The sequence below is a fragment of the Nocardia cyriacigeorgica genome (assembly GCF_029868385.1).
GTDB classification, from domain to species: Bacteria; Actinomycetota; Actinomycetes; order Mycobacteriales; family Mycobacteriaceae; genus Nocardia; species Nocardia cyriacigeorgica_F.
Genome location: NZ_JARWNX010000023.1, coordinates 69,201 through 92,829 on the forward strand (window position 1 = coordinate 69,201; position 23,629 = coordinate 92,829).

The 23,629-nt window shown below is 67.7% G+C and carries 21 protein-coding genes; 7 read left to right on the plus strand and 14 right to left on the minus strand.

The features are described from left to right. Window positions 1-5: 5 nt before the first annotated feature. Together QH168_RS03545 and QH168_RS03550 are read right to left on the minus strand one after the other, a co-directional pair. Window positions 6-1,232: an FtsX-like permease family protein gene (locus QH168_RS03545; RefSeq protein WP_280232930.1), complete on the minus strand. Its 1,227-nt coding sequence runs from the start codon at window positions 1,230-1,232 to the stop codon at window positions 6-8. A 92-nt stretch (window positions 1,233-1,324) separates the two neighbouring features. Continuing rightward, a complete protein-coding gene (locus QH168_RS03550; RefSeq protein WP_280232931.1) occupies window positions 1,325-2,116 on the minus strand; it encodes an ABC transporter ATP-binding protein in 792 nt (263 codons plus the stop codon). A 56-nt stretch (window positions 2,117-2,172) separates the two neighbouring features. On the opposite strand from QH168_RS03550, the gene QH168_RS03555 reads away from it, so the two are divergent. Then, window positions 2,173-2,730, plus strand: coding sequence for a TetR/AcrR family transcriptional regulator (locus QH168_RS03555; RefSeq protein WP_280232932.1), 558 nt, complete (start codon window positions 2,173-2,175; stop codon window positions 2,728-2,730). Between the two features lie 41 nt (window positions 2,731-2,771). Here QH168_RS03555 and QH168_RS03560 read toward each other — a convergent pair whose 3' ends face one another. The 5 genes from QH168_RS03560 to QH168_RS03580 all read right to left on the minus strand — a co-directional run bounded on the left by QH168_RS03560 (window position 2,772) and on the right by QH168_RS03580 (window position 7,484). Further along, window positions 2,772-3,188 carry a hypothetical protein gene (locus tag QH168_RS03560; protein ID WP_280232933.1) on the minus strand — a complete coding sequence of 139 codons (417 nt, stop codon included), beginning with the start codon at window positions 3,186-3,188 and terminating at the stop codon, window positions 2,772-2,774. Window positions 3,189-3,302: 114 nt separating this feature from the next. Continuing rightward, window positions 3,303-3,866, minus strand: coding sequence for an LGFP repeat-containing protein (locus QH168_RS03565; protein WP_280232934.1), 564 nt, complete (start codon window positions 3,864-3,866; stop codon window positions 3,303-3,305). 141 nt (window positions 3,867-4,007) lie between these two features. Continuing rightward, the gene (locus tag QH168_RS03570) at window positions 4,008-4,223 is read right to left on the minus strand and encodes a dodecin (protein WP_280232935.1); all 216 of its coding nucleotides are present in this window, start codon (window positions 4,221-4,223) and stop codon (window positions 4,008-4,010) included. Window positions 4,224-4,282: 59 nt separating this feature from the next. Beyond that, on the minus strand, window positions 4,283-6,076 hold the full coding sequence (locus QH168_RS03575) for a hydroxysqualene dehydroxylase (RefSeq protein ID WP_280232936.1): 1,794 nt from the start codon (window positions 6,074-6,076) through the stop codon (window positions 4,283-4,285). Further along, window positions 6,069-7,484: an NAD(P)/FAD-dependent oxidoreductase gene (locus QH168_RS03580; protein WP_280232937.1), complete on the minus strand. Its 1,416-nt coding sequence runs from the start codon at window positions 7,482-7,484 to the stop codon at window positions 6,069-6,071. Before QH168_RS03580 ends, QH168_RS03575 begins: the two co-directional genes overlap by 8 nt. A gap of 176 nt (window positions 7,485-7,660) precedes the next feature. On the opposite strand from QH168_RS03580, the gene QH168_RS03585 reads away from it, so the two are divergent. The 6 genes from QH168_RS03585 (at window position 7,661) to narI (ending at window position 15,940) form a co-directional block, all read left to right on the plus strand. Then, a complete protein-coding gene (locus QH168_RS03585; RefSeq protein ID WP_280232939.1) occupies window positions 7,661-8,311 on the plus strand; it encodes a TetR/AcrR family transcriptional regulator in 651 nt (216 codons plus the stop codon). Window positions 8,312-8,426: 115 nt separating this feature from the next. Beyond that, window positions 8,427-8,717: a hypothetical protein gene (locus QH168_RS03590; protein WP_175583219.1), complete on the plus strand. Its 291-nt coding sequence runs from the start codon at window positions 8,427-8,429 to the stop codon at window positions 8,715-8,717. Between the two features lie 473 nt (window positions 8,718-9,190). Beyond that, window positions 9,191-12,874, plus strand: a complete 3,684-nt coding sequence (locus QH168_RS03595) for a nitrate reductase subunit alpha (RefSeq protein ID WP_280232940.1) — start codon at window positions 9,191-9,193, stop codon at window positions 12,872-12,874. Continuing rightward, complete coding sequence (gene narH / locus QH168_RS03600) at window positions 12,874-14,544, plus strand: nitrate reductase subunit beta (RefSeq protein WP_280232941.1); 1,671 nt, start codon at window positions 12,874-12,876, stop codon at window positions 14,542-14,544. The genes QH168_RS03595 and narH overlap by 1 nt, the downstream gene beginning before the upstream one ends. Next, window positions 14,541-15,206 carry a nitrate reductase molybdenum cofactor assembly chaperone gene (narJ, locus tag QH168_RS03605; protein ID WP_280232942.1) on the plus strand — a complete coding sequence of 222 codons (666 nt, stop codon included), beginning with the start codon at window positions 14,541-14,543 and terminating at the stop codon, window positions 15,204-15,206. The genes narH and narJ overlap by 4 nt, the downstream gene beginning before the upstream one ends. A gap of 2 nt (window positions 15,207-15,208) precedes the next feature. After that, window positions 15,209-15,940, plus strand: coding sequence for a respiratory nitrate reductase subunit gamma (gene narI, locus QH168_RS03610; RefSeq protein ID WP_280232943.1), 732 nt, complete (start codon window positions 15,209-15,211; stop codon window positions 15,938-15,940). Window positions 15,941-15,987: 47 nt separating this feature from the next. Here narI and QH168_RS03615 read toward each other — a convergent pair whose 3' ends face one another. From QH168_RS03615 to QH168_RS03645, 7 genes are all read right to left on the minus strand, one after another. Next, window positions 15,988-18,684, minus strand: a complete 2,697-nt coding sequence (locus QH168_RS03615; RefSeq protein ID WP_280232944.1) for a fumarate reductase/succinate dehydrogenase flavoprotein subunit — start codon at window positions 18,682-18,684, stop codon at window positions 15,988-15,990. Then, a complete protein-coding gene (locus QH168_RS03620; RefSeq protein WP_280232945.1) occupies window positions 18,681-19,418 on the minus strand; it encodes an ABC transporter ATP-binding protein in 738 nt (245 codons plus the stop codon). Before QH168_RS03620 ends, QH168_RS03615 begins: the two co-directional genes overlap by 4 nt. Further along, complete coding sequence (locus QH168_RS03625; protein WP_280232946.1) at window positions 19,415-20,422, minus strand: ABC transporter permease; 1,008 nt, start codon at window positions 20,420-20,422, stop codon at window positions 19,415-19,417. The genes QH168_RS03620 and QH168_RS03625 overlap by 4 nt, the downstream gene beginning before the upstream one ends. Continuing rightward, window positions 20,419-21,795: an ABC transporter substrate-binding protein gene (locus QH168_RS03630; protein ID WP_280232947.1), complete on the minus strand. Its 1,377-nt coding sequence runs from the start codon at window positions 21,793-21,795 to the stop codon at window positions 20,419-20,421. Before QH168_RS03630 ends, QH168_RS03625 begins: the two co-directional genes overlap by 4 nt. A gap of 8 nt (window positions 21,796-21,803) precedes the next feature. After that, window positions 21,804-22,031, minus strand: coding sequence for a 4Fe-4S dicluster domain-containing protein (locus QH168_RS03635; protein WP_030519968.1), 228 nt, complete (start codon window positions 22,029-22,031; stop codon window positions 21,804-21,806). Continuing rightward, window positions 22,032-22,805 (minus strand): GntR family transcriptional regulator, encoded by a 774-nt coding sequence (locus QH168_RS03640; RefSeq protein WP_280232948.1) that lies wholly within the window; start codon window positions 22,803-22,805, stop codon window positions 22,032-22,034. Window positions 22,806-22,966: 161 nt separating this feature from the next. Continuing rightward, entirely contained in the window at window positions 22,967-23,599 is a 633-nt protein-coding gene (locus QH168_RS03645; protein ID WP_280232950.1) for a QsdR family transcriptional regulator, read from the minus strand. Window positions 23,600-23,629 lie beyond the last annotated feature (30 nt).

Here is a 23,629-nt window from a genome sequence, read left to right on the forward strand (position 1 = left end):
CCCGATCATGCTGTGGCTGTGTTGATTACGCGGCGGCCCGCTAGTGCGGTCACGCTGAGGGTGATGATCGCGCCGGCAATGATGGAGAGGAGGTAGGGAAGCGGGGCCAGGGCGGCGAGTGGGTTGCCGGTTTTGGTGATCGCGAACGGGACGGTGCTTGCGAATGCGCCGAGGCCACCTGCGACGGCGCTGACTGTGACGGCTGCGGTGGCTTCGCCGATGAGCATCTGCCGCGACTGCGCGGCCGTGGCTCCGATGAGGTGCATGGCGGCGAACTCGGTGCGGCGGCGGGCGATGGAGGCGACGAGGTTGTTGGACAGTGCGATTGCCATGAACGCGGCGATGAGGATCACCACGAGATAGTTGATAGCCGCCAGTAGTTGCCCGTCGCCGCCCTCGGCGCCGTACCGGTTCTCGATGCCCTGCATGGAGAGCGTGCCCGCGGCGACGCCGATGAACAGGGTCAGAAAGGTGACCGCAGGGCGCACTCGCTCCGGGGCAGCGGCAAGGTTGAGTGCCGTCAGGTGCCCGGCCGGGCCCGCGCGTAGGGCGGGGATCTTCCCGAAGACGAACTCGGCCATGGTGATCAGTTCCGGCGCCAGCAGGCTCAGCCCGACCGCGACGAGCACGCATCCGGGGCCGGTAAGCGCGGTGGTCAGGATATCGTCCGGATCGATGGCGAGTACGGGGAACGAGGAAGCGAGCCCGGCGACCAGCAGTGAGATCGCTGCCATCGGGCGGGCACGACCGGTGCGGCCATGTGCCCGCGCCGGGCTCGGGTCGTCGACCGGGCTGCGGGAAGCGATGGCGCGGCTGCCGATCCAGGCGGCGGCGATACTGGCGCCGAGCATCAACCCTGCCCCGATCAGCGGGAGCGCCGCACCAGGGACATAGCCGGTCGCGTCATCGATGAGGCCCGTACCGCGGATGCCGGCAAGCAGGCCGGCGCCCAGCAGCTGCCCGCCGCCGAGGCCAGGAATCGCTGCAATGGCAGCCACCACCGCGGTCTCGGCGACCACCATCCGGCGCACCTGCGACGGGGTCGCGCCGACGAGGCGGATACCCGCGATCTCGCCTGCCCGGCTCTGAAGCGCCACGCCGATCGTGGAGACCATGGCAAAAACGACGATCGCCAGCACCCAGCCACCGAGGATCAGCGGGAACTGGACCAGAAAGTCGCGGTCGCCGGTGGTGGTGTCCGCCGAGAGGCCGGTGCCGAGCAACCCCGCCATGGCGGTGACCAGGGCTGTCCCGACCATCGCCACGAGTCCGGTGGTGACCGCGGACGCGCGGTGGTGCGCGAAAGAACGCACCGCGAGGCCGATCATCGCGCGCTCACATTCGAGGCCCGCTCGGCGGATTCGACCAGCATGGCCATGCGGTTCGCGACCTCGCGAGCGGTCGGCCGCGCGACGCGGTCGACCAGCCGGCCGTCGGCGAGGAAAAGAACCGCATCGGAGTATGAGGCGGCGACCGGGTCGTGGGTGACCATGATGATGGTCTGCCCCTGGTCGGCGAGTCCGCGCATGAGTGTGAGGACTTCTCGGGCGCTGCGGATGTCGAGCGCTCCGGTGGGCTCGTCGGCGAAGACCACTTGGGGGTTCGTGATCAGCGCCCTGGCGATTGCGACGCGTTGCCGCTGGCCGCCGGAGAGCTGGTCGGGGCGGTGCGCGGCCCGCTCGTCGAGGCCTACTCGAGCGAGAAGCGCCCGGGTCGAGGTGCGGTCGGGTCGATGCCCGTCCAGGCGGATCGGCAGTTCGACATTGTCCACGGTCGACAGCGCCGGAAGCAGGTTGAACGACTGGAAAACGAATCCGATCCGGCGTCGGCGCAGCTTCGCCAGCTGATTTTGGTCCAGTGCGTCGAGGGGCTGCCCGTCGAAGGCTATATGGCCCGAGGTCGGCACCTGGAGCCCGGCGGCACAGTGCAGCAGGGTGGTTTTGCCGGAGCCCGACGGGCCCATGACAGCGGTGAACGAGCCCGGCGCGATGTCGAGGTCGACGCCCCGCAGGGCGTGGACCGATCCGCTCTCCCCGGGGTACTCGCAGCGCAGGCCCCGGAGTCGAAGTACAGGTGGGGCCGAAGTAGAGGTGTGCATGGTGTCCCTTCGCAACATAAACAATCGTTATAAACATACGTTATAAACGAACGTTTATCTAATACTATAGACACATGAGCAACCGAGACAAGCTCCTACAGGCAGCGCGCGACTGCCTGCTCTCGCTGGGGTACGCCAACACGACCGTGCGCGAGCTGGTCAAGGCTTCCGGGGCCAACCAGGCCTCGATCAATTACCACTTCGGGTCCAAGGAACGCCTGCTCACCGACACGCTGCACGATCTCAACCGCGAATGGGGCGATATCCTCTTCGCCGCCATCGGCGGTGACGATCCGCCCGGCCCGGCGGGCAACGAGGCGCGCTGGGACCGGATCGTCACCTCTATCCGCAACAACCGCGCGCTCTGGTATGTGAATTTCGAGTCCGTGTCGGCGGCCCGCGACGACGAAGAGATCCAAGCGATGATCGCGGCCGGCCAACGCACCGCTCGCCGCAGCCTCGCCCACGCCTTCGGCGGACTCGACCCCGATACCGCCGACCCGGAAACAGTCGAAGCCGTCGGTTCCCACTACTTCGCACTACTCGTGGGCGTGGCGAGCCAATGGCTCGCCGACCCCGACAACGCCCCGGACGCCGCCCGAATCGTCGCAGCCGACACCCGGAGCCGCTGACCGCTTCACGTCCTGTGGGGTGGGCTGCGCGTCCGTCGGCTCTATGGAGCGGTTCGCTGAAAGTCGAAGGAGCCCGGTTTGTGTGGGGCGTTGGTGGCGAGGGTGCCGGTGATGTGGCCGGGGCCCGGGTCGAATTGGATTTGGGTGCCGCCGGTTCCGTAGATCTGCTGTCGGACTGTTCCGGTGGCGCCGGTGTCGAGATTGCGCCAGTTCACTGCGACTTCGACCGAGCAGGGGGTGATGCCGTGGAGGGCGCTGATCAGGCCGAAGTAGGGGGTGTTCGGGCCGTAGATGAGTGCGAAATCGATATGGCCGACGCAGAAGCCGTTGCTGGTCAGTGTTATTGCGTCGTTGAGTGGGTTGCTGTCGGCGGTCGCGGCGGGGGCGACGGCGAGCAGAGGGGCCGCGACGGCGGCGGCTGCGATGAGGGATCGGGTGGTCCTTTTGCTCAGATGCATTGGTGCCTCTTCCGTCTCGGTTGTCAGCGGAACACGCGGGAGGTCATGCGGCCGATGATGCTTGGCCGCTGACGTCGGGTGGTGGCGGGCCGGGCTCGACCGGCCCGCCACAGCTCACGGCTCCCAGGTGATGCGTCCGCCCTGGAAGTCCTGGGCCTTGCCGCCCTCGTAGTCGAATTCGTCGCCGGTCGGGTAGCCGTAGCGGCCGTTCTCGCCTCCGGCGGCGAGCCAGGTGTCGCGGATGGATCCCCAGATGATGTGGGCGCCGGTGGTGGGTGACCAGTAGATGTCGCCGCCGTTGAAGCGGTTGTAGCGACCGTTGTTCTTGGCGGCGGCCTCATCGGTGATGGGGAAGCCGAGGGGGCTGTTCTCCCAGCCCGCGGCGCCCCATTTGTCGCGGATCGCGCCGCCGATCTGGTGGGCGGCGGTGCCGAGGGACCAGTAGATGGAGTTGTTGCGTTCGAAGGCCTGGAAGCGGCCGCCGGTGGCGTCGAGTTCGGGAGTGATGGGGTTGCCGAAGGTGTTGTAGCCGCCGGCCTGGTCGTATTTGACCTCGATGGCGCCGCCGACGTCGAAGGGGCCGATGGGTCTGGCGCCCGCGGTGGTGGCGAAAACCGTGGTGAGCGCAAGGCCGGTGGCGGCGAGGGCGGTAGCGGTGGTGATGTGGTGGCGTGCCATAGGGAGCCTCCTGAGGTGAAGTGATGCGGGGCCGGGAGTCGGCAGGATGCGGACGTGTGGCATCCCCGAATGCTCATCAGCCCTATCGAGCGACCGATGATCGCCGTTAGCGTGGCCGCCGTCTCGCCGTGGCGGCCGCGCTCAGCCCGCCGGGTCGATCCGGAACCCGATCTTCACGGTGACCTGGGTATGGGCGATGGCGCCGTCGACGATGTGGCCGCGCACGTTCACCATCTCGAACCATTCGAGATGGCGGACGGTTTCGCCCGCGCGGGCGATCGCATTGGCAATGGCGGCGTCGACGCCGTCCGGAGCGGAACCGACCACCTCGATGACGCGATAGACGTGATCACTCATGCGATGAGTGTGGCAGCCATCACATCATCGCGGGGCAGGTTGCGCCGAGATACGGGGATTCATACATCGAGCACGTGTGGCAAGCCCGCCCGGAAGCGGTCGGCGTCGAGCTGCTTGGCCGCCTCGAAGATCGGCGGACTCACCAGCGGATGGATCGTGGCGCGCGGCGCGGGATCACCGGCGGCATCGAGGACGGCATTGGCGGCGGCACGCCCCGCCTCGTTGGCCCCCTCCATGGTGGCCAGGTCGATATGGGTGCGCACATGATCGCCGCCGAAGAACAGATTGGGGATCGCGCAGTGCGCGTCGGGGCGGTTGTCGTAGGAGCCGACGGTGTTGACCAGCAGTGGAGTGTCGTTGTGCGTGGTCCCGCCGGACCAGCTGATACCGGGGTCCAGATGCCAGGAGTGGATATCGTCGGCGCGTAACCAGCCGGTGCCGGTATTGAGCCACTGTTCGAGCTGGGCCCACACCTCGGCCGCGATCTCCTCCTTCGAGCACTGTTTGGCGGTCTTGCCGTAGAGGACGCCGGGAGTGTCCCAATCGGAGACGTCGACCGACAGACATTCCACCGCGCGGCCGTCGCCGTAGCGTTGTGCGAAATCGCCCACCCACATCGGCGCCTGCCGCAGCGCGGTGATCGCCCACGGCGAGCCGAGCGCGGCAATATGGCCCTCCGGGATGTCGGAGGGCCTGGTCAGGTAGTACTGGATGCCGACCATCCAGTCGGTGACCAGTTCGGCCATCCCCGTCAGCCGCGGATCGGCCGCGAGGATGGCCGGGCTCAGCAGCGGCACGGTGCGCTCCACCGGCATGGCGCAGAGATACCAATCCGCCTCGACCGTCGACGCAGCGCCGCCGGAGTCGACGACCGTGGCACCCGCGATGCGGCCGTTGCGCAGCTCGAGCGCGGTGGCCCGCTGGTCCATCACGAACCGCACACCGCGTCCGCGCAGATACGCGACCCACGGATCGATCCACGCCTCATTGGTCGGCCGGTTGAGGATGCGATCGATACCTGCCGAGTACTGCGGAATCAGTCCGGTCCCCGCGAGGACCAGCGCCTCGCCGATGGTGCCGATGGTGCGTGCCGAACTCATATGCGGTTTCGCCGCCACGGTGATGCGGGTCAGCGCCGAGACCAGATAATCGCGGTAGGCCTGCGATTTACCGTCCGCGCGCAGGATCTGCTCCCACGTCAGGTATTCCCACTGCCCGAACCGTCGTTCGGTGGAGGAGGTGAACCACATCGTCATCTGCTTGGCGAAGAACGCCAGCTCGGCGGGTGGCAGCTCGGGGATGAAGCCGAGCCCCGTGACGATCGTGTTCTGGAGCAGTTCCGGTGTGAGTTGCCCGAGCGCGGCGGGCTCCACGGGCAGGAAGACCGGCGGTTTGCCGCGGAATCCGGCGATGGTGCCCTCGACGCGGACGAGATTGTCGGCCACACCGTTGGGATTTCCGGGAAAAGGGATGCGGCGCATCGTGTCCGGCAGATTCTGATAGCAGCCGGGGAAGAAGCGGAACCCGTGCTCACCGGGCAGATCACGGCGACCATCGGCGCCGGTGCCCGGCACACCGAGACTGCGTGCCTTCCCACCGAGATAGGCGGGTTCGTACACGGTCACCGCATAACCGCGTTCGATCAGTTCGTGCGCCGCCGACAATCCGGCGACACCGCCACCGAGAATCGCGACGTTCCGGTTGCCGGGCGAACCGGGGGAGCGGCGCACGGGTGCGGTACCGGCGGTCGCGGTCGTCCCACCGAGTGCCAGCGCCGCCCCGGCGACGACGGCGCCGCGCAGCACATCGCGCCGGGTCCACGATTCGGCCGTATTCGATTGCGGTTCAGACATATTCGTCTCCAGCACGGAAGAGGTGATCGATGGGTGTCGACGGGATGGAAGATCTGCGGTCGACCGCGCGCAACGCGGTGCGTGCCTCGTGCCAGTCGGCGGCCGCCGCACGCAGTTCCCGGGTGACATCGGCGAGCACCGCACCCGCGGCCGTCGGGGTGTGCCGGACCGCACCGGCGGCCAGACCGACCGCGCGACGTGGCGTGAACACCGCACCGGGTTCGGTGGTGCGGGAGAAGATCCCGGTGACCGCGGCCGCCAGTGACCTGTCGCTGGTGGCCGTGCGATACAGCTCGATTTCCAAGGGGTGCATAGCTTCCGCACGCGCGAGCCGATTGGTCCACTGATAGATCGGCAGGCAGTCGCGCACACGCGCATCCGCCCAGTGGGCCAGCGCGATATCGAGCGCCTTCGGATGTTCGAGCAGCGGGGCGGTCGTCTCGCCGAGCAGCCTGCCGTAGCGCAGTGCGTCCCGGATGCCCTGCGCCGTCACCGGATCCTTGAAATGTCCCGCGTCCCCGGCCAGAGCCCAGCCCGGTCCGCTGGAGCGCCGGAAGTAGGAGACGATGCCGGTCGCCGACCGTACCCGGCCGACCCGTTCGCAATCGCGCAGCCGATCGGTGAGACCGGGAAGGCGTGCGATCGCATCGGTATAGCGCTGTTCGGCGCGGCCTGGGCGGAGGCCGCCGTCGTTCGAGACGGGTGGCTGCACCAACGACAGCAGCAGCCCGTCATCGCAGGGGAACGCCGTACCGAGATCGCGTCCGGCACGCCACTGGGCGGCGATGTGCCGCCAGGACCGCGCGCCGTCGCGCCAGTAGGCGTAATAGCATTCGCGCCCGCTCGGCGCGCGCAGAAAGGGTTCGTCCGCACCGCAGAGCCGCGCCACCGTGCTGCGCCTGCCGTCGGCGCCGACCACCAGCGGTGCGCGCACCTCGACGACATTGTCGTCGCGGTCGCGATACCGCACACCGGCGCATCGACCACGCGTCCACCGCAATTCGGTCACCCGACAGCGTTCCCGGACATCGGCGCCCGCCGCACGGGCGGCACCGACCAAGACGGCATCCATACCGGTGCGGCGCACGCACATCGCGTAATCGATGCCATCTGCCGCCGCAAACTCCGAGGGCACCCGATACCCGCCACCGGCGGCGAACGCCGACGTCAGGCGCGGTGCACCGAGGCGTTCGACCTGGTCGAGCACTCCGAGCGCGCGCAATTCGGCGAGTCCGCCGGGCCACAGCAGATGAGTCGAGAGCGTGTCGGACGGGAAACGCGCGCTGTCGAGGACCACCACACGGCGTCCGGCCCCGGCCATCGTGATCGCGACGGCGGAGCCCGCGCACCGGGCGCCAACCACGATGACGTCGGTGTATTCGACCGCCGTACTGGAGGAATCGGCCATTCTCACGCCTCGGTCATCGCGTCTCGGACACTATGTCCGATTGATGGTGAACCTCCGGCGCGCCGCTGTCAACGGCCGATGCCGATCCGCGGTGCCCGAGGCACAATGGGCCGCATGCAGCATTCGACCGAACAGCGAGCAGACCGCGGCTCGACGGCTGCGCGGACGGGCGCCGGATGCCGTCGCTGACCCGGGTCCCCCGCGGCGGACGCAAACCGGCCGACGACCGTCGAGCCGAATTCGAACGCCGGGTGCTGATCGCGGTCGAGGAATTGCTGGCCGATGGCACGCCCTACACCGAACTGGCCGTGCAGAAGATCGCCGCCGCCTCGCACTCGGCGAGATCGACCTTCTACCGATACTTTCCGGACAAGAGCCAGTTGCTGATCCGGATGGCAGATCTGGCCACCACCGACCTGTTCCACGCCGCCGAACAGTGGTGGACCGCCGATCACACCGACGGCGTCGACGGTGTGGTGCAGGCGATTCGGAGCATGATCGCGGGTTTCCGCGCCCACCGGCACCTGCTGCTCGCGCTCACCGAGGTCTCGGCCTACGACCGCGACGTCGGCGCGTACTGGCATGCGCGGGTGGCCACTTTCGCGGCGATGGTCCGGGCCAGGCTCGACGCCGACCGGACCGCCGGACGGATCAGCTCAGCCATCGACCCGACGGCCACCGCGGTGGTACTGACCTCGATGGTGGAACGGTCCATCGCGGTCGCTTTTTCGGCCGATACCGGCGTTTCCGACGAGGTCCTCGCCGATACGCTCGGGCGTGCGATCTGGCTCGTCGTCTACGGCGACGCGCCGCGCGCCACGCCGTGACGCGCCGATCGTTCGTGTGTCTTCCCTCGGATCGCGAAGGCGTGCTGTTCAATTGATGCCGTCAGCGTCTCCGGCATCACTCGACAAGCATCCGAAAAGGAGCATGAACGTGAGCATGATTCTCGTTGCGCTGCACGACAGCTACGGCACGGTGGTGGCCCAGATCGGCAACCCCACCCCGGAAGCTCCGCCGCTGGCGGACAAGATCATGCAGTTGACCAGGTATCTCACCTGGTTCGTTCTGCTGTCGGGCATCACCGCCATCACCTACGGCGGCGGCCGATTCGCCTGGGAGAAGTGGAGCGGCGGCGGTTTGCAGTCGCCCAAGATGGTGGCCGGCGCCATGGCCGGTGGCGTGGTCGCCACCAGTGCGGGCACCATCATGAACGCCGTGATCGGCGCCTGATCGGCGCCCTACCGTGCTGCGGGTGTCCGCGCCGACGCAAGGGCGCCCGCACATCCGAATCGATCGGCCGCGGTGACGACGCCATCGCCTGATCCGTCGGCCATTGTGGCCGAAACGTAATCCGCATCGACGGTTTTACACCCGCGGAACGCGTGCCGACATGTTCTGCTGGGACGGTGACGTCAGTTCCCACTGAAACGCACAACCCCACGGAAACGCCCGATCGGACGCGAGCCCGCGCCGACATCCCGCCGGGCCCGGCCGATCGGCCCCGAATCAGCACCGACACCGGGCGATCAGACCTCATCCCGCCACCGAGCCGCGCGATCGACCTCGCCGCAGGCCCGTCGCCGCGCCGTCCGTCATCGAATCTGCACTGCCCGGTCGTCGCCCCCGCTGTAGTCGAACCACGCGGCCCGTGCACCCGATCCGACGTTGCGGCGACCCCGTAGAGCGGACGAGAAGGAGACCACGTGGCGGCGAGCGAACACACCGACGGCTCCATCGAAGACCTGCTGCTGCGCAGCGGACGGTTCTTCACCCCCGGCGAATTCTCGCCGGACCGCCGCACGGTCACCAGGGACGGCGGCCGCGAAGGCGACGTCTTCTACCGCGACCGTTGGAGCCACGACAAAGTGGTGCGCTCCACCCACGGCGTCAACTGCACCGGCTCCTGCTCATGGAAGATCTACGTCAAAGACGACATCATCACCTGGGAAACCCAGGAAACCGACTACCCGTCGGTGGGCCCCGATCGCCCCGAATACGAACCACGCGGCTGCCCACGCGGCGCCGCGTTCTCCTGGTACACCTATTCGCCCACCCGCGTGCGCTATCCGTATGTGCGCGGAGTGCTGCTCGATCTCTACCGCGCGGCCAAGGCCGAACACGGCGACCCGGTGACGGCGTGGGCGGCGATCCAAGCCGATCCCGATCTGCGCCGTCGCTACCAGCAGGTGCGGGGCAAAGGCGGGCTGGTGCGGGCGAGCTGGGACGAGGCCACCGAGATCATCGCCGCGGCGCATGTGCACACCATCAAGACCTACGGCCCGGACCGGATCGCCGGATTCTCACCCATCCCCGCCATGTCCATGGTGTCGTTCGCCGCGGGCTCACGGTTCATCGAACTGCTCGGCGGGGTGATGACCTCGTTCTACGACTGGTACGCCGACTTGCCGGTCGCCTCACCCCAGGTGTTCGGCGATCAGACCGACGTCCCGGAATCCGGTGATTGGTGGGATGCCGCGTATCTGATGATGTGGGGCTCCAATGTGCCGGTCACCCGCACACCGGACGCGCATTGGATGGCCGAGGTGCGCTACCGCGGCACGAAGGTGGTCAGCGTCAGCCCCGATTACGCGGACAACACCAAATTCGCCGATGAATGGATGCCGTGCGCGGCGGGCACCGATGGCGCGATGGCCATGGCGATGGGGCATGTGATCGCCACGGAGTATTTCGTGCACCGCCGGGAGCCGTTCTTTGTCGACTATGTGCGCCAGTACACGGATCTGCCGTTCCTGATCAAGCTCGAAGAGCGCGACGGTCGCTTGGTCCCCGGTAAGAACCTGACCGCCGCGGATCTGGGGGAGTCGTCGGAAAACGCTGCCTTCAAACCGGTTCTGCTCGACGGCGCCACCGGCGAGGCCGCGGTGCCGCACGGCTCACTCGGTTTCCGGTTCGGCGCCGAAGGTGTCGGCAAATGGAATCTGGACCTCGGCGATCTCGCACCGGCACTGACGGTCGAGTCGAGTGTGGCCGATACCGCCGTCATTACGCTGCCCCGCTTCGACACCGTCGACGGCAGTGGTAGCACCATCGAGCGCGGCGTGCCCGTGCGCACGGTCGCCGGGCATCGGGTGTGCACGGTATTCGACCTGATGCTGGCGCAGTACGGTGTCGCGCGGGCGGGTCTTGCGGGGGAATGGCCCTCCGGCTACGACGATCCCGGCTCGCCGTACACCCCCGCCTGGCAGGAAGCCCTCACCGGGGTCTCCGCGGCACAGGTGATCCGCATCGCGCGCGAATTCGCCGATAACGCCATCGAATCCGGTGGCCGTTCGATGATCATCATGGGCGCGGGCATCTGTCAGTGGTTCCACGGCGACGCCACCTACCGCGCCATCCTGAGCCTGCTGCTGTTGACCGGATCGATGGGCCGCAATGGCGGCGGCTGGGCGCATTACGTCGGGCAGGAGAAGTGCCGGCCGGTGACGGGCTGGGCGACCGTCGCGATGGGCACCGACTGGAACCGGCCACCACGCCAGATGGCGGGCACCTCCTACTGGTATGTGCATACCGACCAGTGGCGCTACGACGGCTATCGCGCCGACGCCCTCGCCGCACCGACCGGACGCGGCCGGTTCCGCGGTAAGCACACCATGGATGTGCTGGCCTCGGCGGCGGCGATGGGCTGGACGCCGTTCTACCCGCAGTTCGACCGTTCGACGCTGGAGCTGGCCGACGAGGCCCGCGCCGCGGGTGTCGATCCGGTGCGGTATGTGACCGAAAAGCTCGCCGACGGCGAGCTGAAGTCCGCACTCGCCGATCCCGACGCCCCACAGAATTGGCCGCGGGTGTTGAGCGTGTGGCGGGCCAACCTGCTCGGTTCCTCCAGTAAGGGCAACGAGTATTTCCTGCGGCATCTGCTCGGCACGACATCGAATGTGCAAGCCGAACAGGCGAAGCCGCCGCTGCGGCCCAACGATGTCGTATGGCGTGAGCAGGCGCCGGCGGGCAAGCTCGATCTGCTCATGTCGATCGATTTCCGGATGACCTCGACCACGATGTTGTCCGATGTGGTGCTGCCCGCCGCCACCTGGTACGAGAAATCCGATCTGTCCAGCACCGATATGCACCCCTATGTGCACGCCTTCACCCCGGCGATCGATCCGCCGTGGGAGGCGCGCTCGGATTTCGATGCCTTCGCCGCCATCGCCCGCCGGTTCTCCGCCATGGCCGAGAAGCATCTGGGCAGGCGCACCGATCTCGTCCTCGGCACCTTGCAGCACGACACTCCCGGTGCCATGGCCTATCCCGGTGGTACCGAACGGGATTGGCGCACCCTGCGCGTGGCGCCGGTGCCGGGTACGACAATGGGGCCGCTGGTGGCCGTCGAACGGGACTATCCGGCGATTGCGCAGAAGTGGTCGGCGCTGGGTCCGCTGGTCGAATCCGCCGGTCTGACCACCAAGGGCGTCACGGTGCACCCGGAGGAGGAGGTCGTCGAACTCGGCCGCAAGCACGGGGTGATGAATTCCGGTGCGGCGGCGGGACGTCCGGCGTTGGATACCGCCGACAAGATGGCCGAGACGATTCTCGCCCTGTCGGGCACCTCCAACGGCAGACTGGCGGTGGCGGGGTTCCGCGAACTGGAACGACGCACCGGTCGCAGGCTCGCGCATCTGGCCGAGGGCAGCGAGGAACGCCGGATCACCTTCGCCGATACGCAGGCCAGGCCGGTGCCGGTGATCACTAGCCCGGAGTGGTCGGGCAGCGAAACCGGTGGCCGGCGGTACGCGCCGTTCACGGTGAACATCGAAGAACTCAAACCGTTCCACACGCTCACCGGCCGTATGCATTTCTATCTCGACCACGATTGGATCGAGGAACTCGGTGAACAGCTGCCGATCTACCGGCCACCGCTGGATATGGCGCTGCTGTTCGACGAACCCCGAGTCGGCCAGGCGCGTGACGGTGTCGGGCTCACGGTCCGCTATCTGACCCCGCATTCCAAATGGTCCATCCATTCGGAGTATCAGGACAATCTGCTGATGCTGTCGCTGTCGCGCGGCGGCCCGACCATGTGGATGAGCCCGGCCGACGCGGCGAAGATCGAGGTCGCCGATAACGAGTGGGTGGAGGCGGTCAACCGCAACGGTGTGCTGGTGTGCCGCGCGATCGTCTCCCATCGCATGCCCGAGGGCGTGGTCTACGTCCATCACGCCCAGGAACGCACCATCGACGTGCCGCTCACCGAAACCACCGGCAACCGCGGCGGTATCCACAATTCGCTGACCCGGCTGCTGATCAAACCCACCCATCTCGCCGGTGGCTACGCCCAGACCTCCTTCGCCTTCAACTATCTGGGCCCCACCGGCAACCAACGCGACGAGGTGACCGTGGTCCGGCGCCGTAGCCAGGAGGTGAGCTACTGATGAAGGTGATGGCGCAGCTGGCGATGGTGATGAACCTCGACAAATGCATCGGCTGCCATACCTGCTCGGTGACGTGCAAACAGGCCTGGACCAACCGTTCCGGCACCGAATACGTGTGGTTCAACAATGTGGAAACCCGTCCGGGACAAGGATATCCGCGCACCTACGAAGATCAGGAGCGCTGGCGCGGCGGATGGGTGCGCGACCGCAAGGGGCGGCTGCGGCTGCGTGACGGCGGCCGACTGGCGAAACTGAGCCGCATCTTCGCCAACCCGAAGATGCCAGCCATGGACGACTACTACGAGCCGTGGACCTACGACTACGAGAACCTCACCAATGCCCCGCTCGGTGACCAGATGCCGGTGGCGCCGCCGCGCAGCCTGCTCACCGGCAAACCGATGAAGGTGGGATGGTCGGCGAACTGGGACGACGACCTGGGTGGTTCACCCGAGATCGTTCCGGGCGATCCGGTTCTCACCCAGGTGAGTGAGCAGATCCGGTTGGAGCTCGAGCAGACGTTCATGTTCTATCTGCCGCGTATCTGCGAGCACTGCCTGAACCCGGCGTGTGTGGCGTCGTGTCCGTCGGGGGCGATGTACAAGCGTACCGAGGACGGCATCGTGCTGGTGGACCAGGACAAATGCCGCGGCTGGCGGATGTGTGTGTCCGGCTGCCCGTACAAGAAGGTGTATTTCAACCACAAAACCGGCAAGGCCGAGAAATGCACCTTCTGTTATCCGCGCGTGGAGGTCGGCATCCCCACCGTCTGCGCGGAGACCTGCGTCGGCCGGTTGCGCTATATCGGCCTGGTGCTCTACGACGTGGACAAGGTGCTCGACGCCGCCTCCGTCGCCGATGACCGTGACCTCTACCGGGCCCAGCTCGACACCTTGCTCGACCCGGCCGACCCGGACGTGATCGCGGGCGCGCGGGCGCAGGGCATCCCGGACAGCTGGATCGAGGCCGCCCGGCGTTCACCGGTGCACGCGCTGATCACGAAGTACCGCGTGGCACTACCGCTGCATCCGGAATACCGCACCATGCCGATGGTCTGGTACGTGCCGCCGCTGTCGCCGGTGGTGGACGCGGTGAGCCGCGACGGGCACGACGGCGAGGACGCGGGCAACCTGTTCGGCGCACTGGAGGCGCTGCGCATCCCCATCGAGTATCTGGCGGGCCTGTTCTCCGCCGGGGACACCGAGGTGGTCGCGGGTGTGCTGCGCAAGCTGGCCGCGATGCGGTCCTATATGCGCGATATCAATCTCGGGCGCGAGCCGCAGGGCCGTATTCCGGCCGCGGTGGGGATGAGCGAAGAGCAGATGTACGAGATGTACCGGCTGCTCGCGCTGGCGAAATATGAAGACAGATATGTGATTCCATCGGCCTATGCCGAGGAGGGGCATCGGCTGGAAGAAGCGGTCAGTGAATGCGCGCTGGATTTCGACGGTGGACCGGGCATGTACGGGGAGGGCCCGTTCGGCGAATCCAGCGGCGGGCCGGTGCCGGTCGCGGTGGAGACCTTCCATGCGCTGCGCCAGCGGCAGACGAGTGAGTCGTTCGGCGCGACCGCGAGCAATCCGTCGCGGGTCAATCTGCTCAACTGGGACGGTAACGGCGTCCCCGAGGGACTGTTCCCTGCCGGTCATGACGGGCGAGGCAAGAGCCGATGATGTGGGGGAGGCGTCGCGGCGCCGCGACGGATCAGCGCAGGCTGGTGTGGCAGTCGGCGTCGCTGCTGCTGGCCTACCCGGACGCCGCGCAGGCCGTGCGCCTCGACACGGTCGAGGCACTGTGCGCTCGGCTTCCCGAGCAGCGCGCCGAACCGCTACGGGCCACCGTCGCGCATCTGCGCCGGACCACCGTCACCGAATCCGCCCGCCACTACGTCGATATCTTCGACCTACAGCGGCGCACCACCCTGCTGCTGACCTACTGGACCGACGGCGACACCCGCAACCGCGGCACCGCGATGCTCGCCTTCGCCCGGGCCTACCGCGCGGCGGGCGCGACACCACCCAGCGGTGAGGCACCCGATCATCTCGCGGTCGTCCTGGAATTCGCCGCGACCGTCGACCCGGAGGCAGGTGGCCGACTGCTGGCCGCGCACCGCCACGCCATCGACGCGGTACACACGGCATTGACCGATCGCGAATCGCCCTACGCCGCCGTCCTCGGCGCGGTCGCGGCGACTCTGCCCGCCGCGACCGACCAGGATGCGCGACGCGCCCGCGCACTGGTCCTGACGGGCCCACCCGCCGAACAGGTCGGTCTGCAACCGTTCACGCTGACGGTGCCGCCGCGTCGCAGTGCCGCGCACCAGGGAGGTGGTTGATCATGTCGGCCGCGGAGATCTTCTGGGATGTCATCCCCTATGTGACGCTGGCGATCCTGGCGGTGGGGACCTGGTGGCGTTACCGCTACGACAAATTCGGCTGGACCACCCGCTCCTCCCAGCTGTACGAGAGCAGGCTGCTGCGAGTCGGCAGCCCGCTGTTCCATTTCGGCATCCTCGTCGTGATCGTCGGCCACATCATCGGATTGGTGATCCCGCGGTCGTGGACCGACGCGATCGGGCTGAGCCAACACGCCTACCACATCCAGGCGCTGACACTCGGCGCCATCGCCGGGATCGCCACCCTCACGGGCGCGGCCCTGCTCGTGTACCGGCGTCGCTCCACCGGTCCGGTGTTCACCGCGACGACCTGGAACGACAAGCTGATGTACGTGGTGCTGATCGCCGCGATCGTGGCCGGTCTGGCGACCACGCTGATGGGGTCGGGAGTCGTCGGCGAGGAACACAACTACCGTGAAACGGTGTCGCCGTGGTTCCGGTCGATCTGGATTCTGCAACCGCGCGGTGACCTGATGGCGCAGGCGCCGCTGTCGTTCCATATCCACGTCGTCATCGCGTTGACGCTGTTCGCGCTGTGGCCGTTCACCCGGCTCGTGCACGCGTTCAGCGCCCCCGTTGCCTACCTGTTCCGGCCCTACATCGTGTACCGCAGTCGCGGGCACGCCCGTCCGGGCGAGCTGGTGGGTTCGCGGCCGCAGCGGCGCGGTTGGTGACGGGACCGGGGCGCGCCGAACACAGGTTCGGGCGCCCCGGCCGCCGATCACCCGGTGAGGGCGCGGCGGGCATAGGCGCGGACATCGGCATCGGGATCGTCGACCGCCTGTTTCAACGCGATCCTGGCGGCGTCGAGTCCGGCCCAGTGCGACAGCGCCAAAACCGCGGCCTTGCGGACATCGAGATGCGGATCCGACAGTGCGTCGGTCAGTGCGGGCAGCGCGAATTCCGGGTCCGCGCCGACCAGCCCGCGTGCCGCTCCGACCCGCACCTGCCAGGCCGAATGCCGTAGCGCGGTGACGAGCTCGGCGGTCGTGTCGACATCGGTGCCGAGCGCGGCGAACGCGGCAAGCGCGGCGGCGCGCACCAGTGGATCACGGTCGGCGGCGAGCGTACGCACCACCCCGACACCACCGGCGCCGATGGTCGCCAAACCCTGTGCGACCGCGATACGCACCTCCCGGTTCGGATCGGCCGCCAAGGCCGCGACACGGTCGCCGTCGTCGAGGGAGACCAAGGCGCGCACCGCCTCGATCCGCACCCGGTGATCGGCGTCGGCGAGCGCGGCGGTGAACTGGGCCGCGGTCCCGGCGCGCAGGGCGCGCAGCAGATCCACCACCGTCGACCGGACCACCGGATCGGGCGAATCAAGCCGCTGCGACAGCCCATCGGCCGAGGGCAACACCTCGACGAGTTCGCGCAGGCCCGCCGTCGCCGCCGCGCGGACCGCGGCGGATGCGTCGTCGAGCGCGGCGATCAATGCGGGAGTGAATCCGTCCGGGGTGTGCTCGGTGAGCACCGACAGGGCGGCCACCCGGACCACCGGGTCGGGGTCGGCGAGATATTCGGCGAGGTCGGGCACCGTCGGCGCGTCCAACCCGAGCAGGGTGACCAGACGGGGAGACGGCGGCGCGGCCGGTTCCCGGACGATGTTCGCCACGGTGTCGGTCGCCGGTGCGCGTTGCGCGATCAGTTCCGGTTGCTCGACGAATTCGATCTCGGCGTCGGCGTCGGGCAGATCGTCGAGCCCGGGGACCGGCACCAGATACGGTGCCACCGGACGCTTGAGGAACTCCATCGCGCCGTCGGCGTTCTTACGCAGATTCAGGTGATACCGCCAGCCCACATCATCGCGTTCGGGCAGATCGGCACGTTCGTGATAGAGCCCCCAGCGTGATTCGGTGCGGGTCAGCGAACTACGCGCCGCCATCTCCGCGCAATCGCGAATGAACGACACCTCCACCGAGCGCATGAGTTCATGCGGGGTGCGCGCACCCATCTCGGCGATCTCACCGCGCATCCGCTCGAAGGTCTCCACCGCGATGGACAGCTTCGCCGCGGTCTTGGGCGGGGCCACATAGTCGTTGACGAACCGGCGCAGCTTGTATTCGACCTGCGGCTGCGGCGGGCCGTCCGGATGACGCAGCGGACGGTAGATCAGCTCATGGGCCTGCGCGAGCTGATCGCGCGGCAGCTCACCGGGTGTGGTGAGGTCGGGCAGCGTCGAAGCCGCATGCGCTCCGGCCAGATCGCCGTAGACGAAGGCGCCGATCATGTAGTTGTGCGGTACGCAGGCCAGGTCACCTGCGGCGTACAGGCCGGGAACCGAGGTCCGCGCGTTTTCGTCCACCCACACACCGGAAGCGGAATGTCCGCTGCACAAACCGATTTCGGAGATGTGCATCTCGATATCGTGAGTGCGATAGTCGTGGCCGCGGTTGGCGTGGAAGGTGCCGCGGGTCGGGCGCTCGGTGGTGTGCAGGATGCCCTCGAGCGTCGAGAGCGTTTCGTCCGGCAGATGTGAGACCTTCAGATAGATGGGACCGCGCGCGGATTCGATCTCCCGCTTGACCTCCGACATCATCTGGCCCGACCAATAATCGGAGTCCACGAACCGTTCACCCTCGGCATTGACCTGATAGCCGCCGAACGGGTTGGCGACATACGCGCAGGCCGGACCGTTGTAATCCTTGATCAACGGATTGATCTGGAAGCATTCGATACCGCTCAACTCGGCACCCGCGTGATACGCCATCGAGTAGCCGTCACCGGCATTGGTCGGATTCTCGTAGGTGCCGTACAGATAGCCGGACGCGGGCAGTCCGAGCCGCCCACACGGTCCGGTCGCGAGAATCACCGCCTTGGCGCCCACCGCGACGAACTCACCGGTCCTGGTGTTCAATGCCGCCGCACCGACCGCCCGGCCGTGCTCGGTGAGCACCCGCACCGGCATCAACCGGTTCTCGATGCGGATCCGCTCGCGCATCTTGCGTTGCCGCAGCACCCGATACAGCGCCTTCTTGACATCCTTGCCCTCGGGCATCGGCAACACATACGAGCCGGAACGGTGTACCCGGCGCACCGCGTACTCGCCGTACTCGTCCTTCTCGAACTTCACCCCGTAGCTCTCCAGCCGCTGCACCATGGCGAAGCCACGGGTCGCGGTCTGATAGATGGTGCGCTGGTCGACGATGCCGTCGTTGGCGCGGGTGATCTCGGCGACGTAGTCCTCCGGTTCGGCCTTACCGGGGATGACGGCATTGTTCACCCCGTCCATACCCATGGCCAGGGCACCGGAATGCCGCACATGCGCCTTCTCCAGCAGCAGCACATTCGCGCCCTGTTCGGCGGCGGTGAGCGCGGCCATCGTCCCGGCCGTACCGCCACCGATGACGAGCACATCACAGTCCCAGCGGACGGTCTCGGCGAGATCCGGCGCCGTGAGCAGGGTCGGAGCGGTCACGACAGGGCCTCCAGGATCCGGGTGCGTTCGGCGGGCCGGTCGGCGGCCGTACGCGGGGCGGGAACATCGACGACGGCGCGCAGTGGTGTGCCCGCTCGCCCGAGCACGGCGACCCGGTCGCCGAGCAGCAGCGCCTCGTCCACGTCATGGGTGACGAAGACGACGGTGGTGGGATGGGTACGCCAGGTATCGATCAGCAAGCGCTGCATGGTGGTTCGCGTCTGGGTGTCGAGCGCGCCGAACGGTTCGTCCATCATGACCGCCCGCGGCGCGCCCGCCAGACCACGGGCCAACTGCACCCGCTGGCGCATTCCGCCGGACAGGCTCTTGGGCAGGAAATCGGCGAACCCGGTCAACCCGACCTCCTCGATCCACCGATCGGCGGCGGCGCGGCGGCCCTGTTTCGGTTCACCGCGCAGCGTCAGCGCGAGTTCGATATTGGATCGCACACTGCGCCACGGCAGCAGCGCGTTGTCCTGGAAGACGACCGCGCGGTCGCGGGAGGTGGTCGTCACCGGTTCGTCATCGGCGAGGACTCGGCCCGCATCAGGGGCGAGCAACCCGGCCAGGGTGCGCAGGACGGTGGACTTCCCGCATCCGGACGGTCCGGTGAGCACCAGGATCTCACCGGGACGCACGTCCAGGCTCAGGCCGCTGATCACCGGTTCGCCGGTGTAGGACAACGAGATATCGTCCAGACGCAGGCTCATGCCGACGGCGGTGGCCGTGGTCATCGCGAGTTCTCCTCTCCGCGCGGCAACCAGCGGGTGACGCGGCGGCCGAGCAATTCCAGCGCCGCGGACGTAGCGAATCCGAGGACGCCGATGGTGATGATCCCGACGAATACGCCGGGATAGTCGACGATGGTGTAGGCCTGCCAGGTCCGGTAGCCGACACCGAGGCGGCCGGAGATCATCTCGGCGGAGATGAGGCAGATCCACGCCACACCGATACCGACCGACAGCCCGCCGAAGATGCCGGGCAGTGCACCGGGGAACACGACCCGCACCAGCACATCCCAGCGGCTGCCGCCGAGCGTGCGCACCGAGTCCTCCCACAGCGTCGGCAGCGCGCGCACCGCGTGCCGGGTGCTGACCATGATCGGAAAATATGCCGCCAGCGAGGTGATGAACACGATGCCCGCCTCGTCGTCGGGGAACAGCAGTATGGCGATCGGCACCACCGCGATGGCAGGCACCGGCCGCGCGAGTTCGGTGAGCGGCCCGAGGATATCGGCGAACAGCCGCGACCGGCCGAGCGCGATACCGCTGGCCACCCCGAGCACTGTCGCGATGGCGAACCCGGTGAGGATGCGGATCAGCGATTGTGCGAGATCCAGATAGTAGACATCGGTGCCGAGCTGACGACCGAACGCGGTCACGATCTCGGTGACCGTCGGCAGGGTGTCGAAACGCAGCCACAGCCGGAAGTCGTTGGCCGTCAACAACTGCCAGAGCAAGACCGCGGCTACGACCGAACCGAGGCGCAGGGCGCGCGAGGACCATATCGAACCGACACCAGCACGTGGACGTGCGCGCTTGGTGGGGATTGCGGTGTCTGTGTCTGCGCCCGTGCCGGACTCGCCTACCGGGCCACGTGCGGTATCGGTACCTGTGCCGGATCCCTCGCCTCGGGCAGCAGCGGTGCCCGCGCTGCTGTCCGGTTCGGCATCGGTGCGGTTGCCCGTATCGATCACCTCCGCCTCGGCCGGAACCGCGTCTGTGCGGGAAGGCGTCATGGCCGGACCTCCGTGACGGCCTGGTCATAGCTCACCGGCTGTGCGGCGGGGTGGGCCTGGCGGTAGCGCTGGGCGGCGGCCGGTGTGGTGAAGGGCAGGAAGGTGTCGCCGTCGCGCAGCCAGACCGCTTTGTCGGCGAACCAGCGGGTGCCCAGTTCGGTGTCGACGATGTAGGCCGAGCGCACCGCGTTGCCCTGGGCCCGCGCGGTGTTGACGGCGCGCAGCAGCGCCGTGGCGTCGGCGGCAGGCTGGGTGGTGTCCTGGCCGTCGAGCCAGAGTTCGGTCCCGGAGCCGGTGGTCTGGTTGGTGGTGTCGGCGAGGGCGCTGTCGTAATCGCGGCCGCCGCGAGCGGTGAAGGCCGACCGCAGGCGGGTGTCGTCGACGAAGCCGTCGATATCGAGTTCGGCGAAGTCACCGATCGACTTCAGGTACTGGACATCGTCTTTGAACGCACTGATCAGGCTCGGCTTGAGCGTGGTGTCGAACGAGGTGCCGCCGGGACCGTTGTACAGATACACGACCTCCTGCGGCAGCTCCGAACCCTCGGCCACGATGCGCGCCGCCTCCAGCGGTTCCCGCCACAGGAATTCGGTGGCGTCGAGTTGCGCCTGTAAGAACGCGTCGACCACCTCGGGATGTTCGGCGGTGTAGTCCTCGCGGGCCACCACCCCGTGGAAGGTCGGCACGTTCAGTTCGGCGCCGTCGTAGAGCAGCTTCGCTTTGTCCTGGAACACCAGCAGACCGGGCCAGGCCACGAACTGTGACAGCGCGCCCACCTGCCCGGACTCCAGCGCCGATGCACCCACCTGCGGTTGCTGATTGAGCACTTCGACCCCGTCGACCGGGTCGATACCCGCGCGGGTCAGCGCCTGCACCAGCGTGCCGTGCCCGGCCGAACCCACACTGGCCGACACCTTCTGCCCCGCCAGATCGGTCAGCTCATCGGCCGTCGAATCCGGTGCGACGACCACCATGTTCAACGCGCCCTTCGGGTTGTACCCGGTGACGGAGATGAACTCGGTGCGCGAGCGTTCATTGGCCTGCGTGCGCGACCCGTTGATCAGCAACGGGTAATCGCCCATCGAACCGATATCGATCTTCTCCGCCACCATCTGCGCGGTGATCGGCGCACCGGTGTCGTAGTCCTGCCATTCCACCTCGTACTTCGCGCCACCACCATCGGTGATCTGCTGTAGCCGCTGTTCCAGATAGCCCTGGGCGCGCAGCAGAGTGCCGGCGGTGACGGTGTTGATGGTCTTGGACTGGTATCCGATGACGACCTTGACGGTGTCGCCGGAGCCCGCATCCTCGAGGGAGCATCCGGTGAGTGCCAGTGCGGCGGCGACGGCGGCCAGGCGTTTCCAATGTTTCATGATGTGAACTACCTCAGGAGATAGGGCATGTTGACGGTGACGGCGCCGGTAGGGCAGCGCGCGGCGCAGGGGCCGCAGTACCAGCACTCGTCGACATGCATGAAGGCTTTGCCGTTGTCGGGATTGATGGCAAGGGAGTCGAGCGGACAGATCTCGACGCACAGCGTGCAACCCTGGATGCACAGCGATTCGTCGATGGTCACGGGGATGTCGGTGCGCTGGTTCGCCAGAGCCATCTAGAGGACCTTCCATTCGGGGATGCTGCGGGACAGGCTGCCGCGCATGGTGATTCGGTCGCCGCGCATGCGGATGTACTCGAGGTCGACCGGGGTGCCGTCCTCGAGGCGGGTGAGGCGTTCGAGCATCAGCAGTGCGGCGCCGTCGGGAGTGTCGAGGGTGGAGGCGGTGTGCGCGTCGGCGGAGACGGCTTCGACCGCGAGATCGGCCGATCCCAGCGATTGCCCGGTGATCTGTTCGAGCAGAACGAAGATATCGGTGCGTTCCAGATCGTGGCCGAGGACTTCGGCGCCGATCTCGGGCGCGAGGTAGGTGAGGTCGAGGCTCAGTGGCAGATCCGCGAGATAACGCAGGCGTTCGATGTAGACCACCTGTGCACCCGGTGCGAGCGCCAAGCGGCGCGCCACGGCGGGCGGTGCGCTGATCGGGGTCGCGGCCCGGACCTCGTTGCGGACGACGCCGTGGCCTTTCAACGTTTCCTGCAACCCGAGCAGGGTGTCGAGCCCGTGGTCGAACTTGCGGGCGGCCACCTTGGTGCCGACCTTGGGGATGCGGGCGATCAGCCCTTCGTCCCTGAGCAGCGCGAGGGCTTCGCGCACGGTATTGCGGGAGGCCTGATGTTCGGCCGCGAGATCGTGCTCACCGGGCAGCGTATCGGTGAATGCGCCGGTGTGGATCTGCTGGCGCAGGATATCGGCGACCCGGCGCGCATGGTCGGCCCGCAGCCGCCGCACCGGGGCGGGCGCCTCCACATTTTTGTCGCTGACCTGCATGGACAGCGACGATAGCGGCGATTTCGGGCGATCGATTCCGGCTGCCGGACGGGCTCGGATCGGGCTCGGCTATTGCGCCGGGTACGCCCACGTCACGACCTGCGCAAACGAGTTCGGCGCCGCCCATTGCGCCACTTTCGCCGCGTGAACGAAGGTTCTGATCACGCCGATTCCAATGAACGGGCCGCCACACCGCCGGGGTCCAGACCCAGCAACGCTGCCTGCACCTGGCGTAGCCGGTCGACGTCGCTGCGCAGGCCGGTGACGTTGTCGCTGTAGAGGAAGGCCTCGCCGAGACGGACCAGGGTGTAGGCGAGCAACGACCGCTCCAGCGGGGGGTGATAGTCGTCCTGTTCCTCGGTGCGTGCGATGAGCGCGTCGACGGCCGCCACCACCCGCGGCTGCACGGGGCCGTCGCCGGTGGTGAGGATGCGCAGGCCGTTGATGGGCTCGTTCTCGAAGTACCGCCGGAACGGCTCATTGCCCGCCATCCAGCGGTTCACCCGATACAGCACGTCGAGGATGCGCTGGGCGCCGGTGGCGCGGCGCCGGGCATCGGCGCGATCGATCAGGTTCTCGAATTCACCGGCGAGTACCGCGCCGAGGACACCGTCACGCGAGCCGAACCAGCGATACACCGATGCGCGACTGAGCCGCAGCTTCGCCGCGATCGCCTGCACATCCACTCGTTCACCGGCCAGGAAGGCCACCCGCGCCAGCTCGACGACCTCTTCCCGGGTCGCGGAGGCCGGACGCCCTGGTGGGCGGGGTGCGGTAGGCTCATCGCTGGTCACCCACAAATGATACATCTATATGGATGTGTA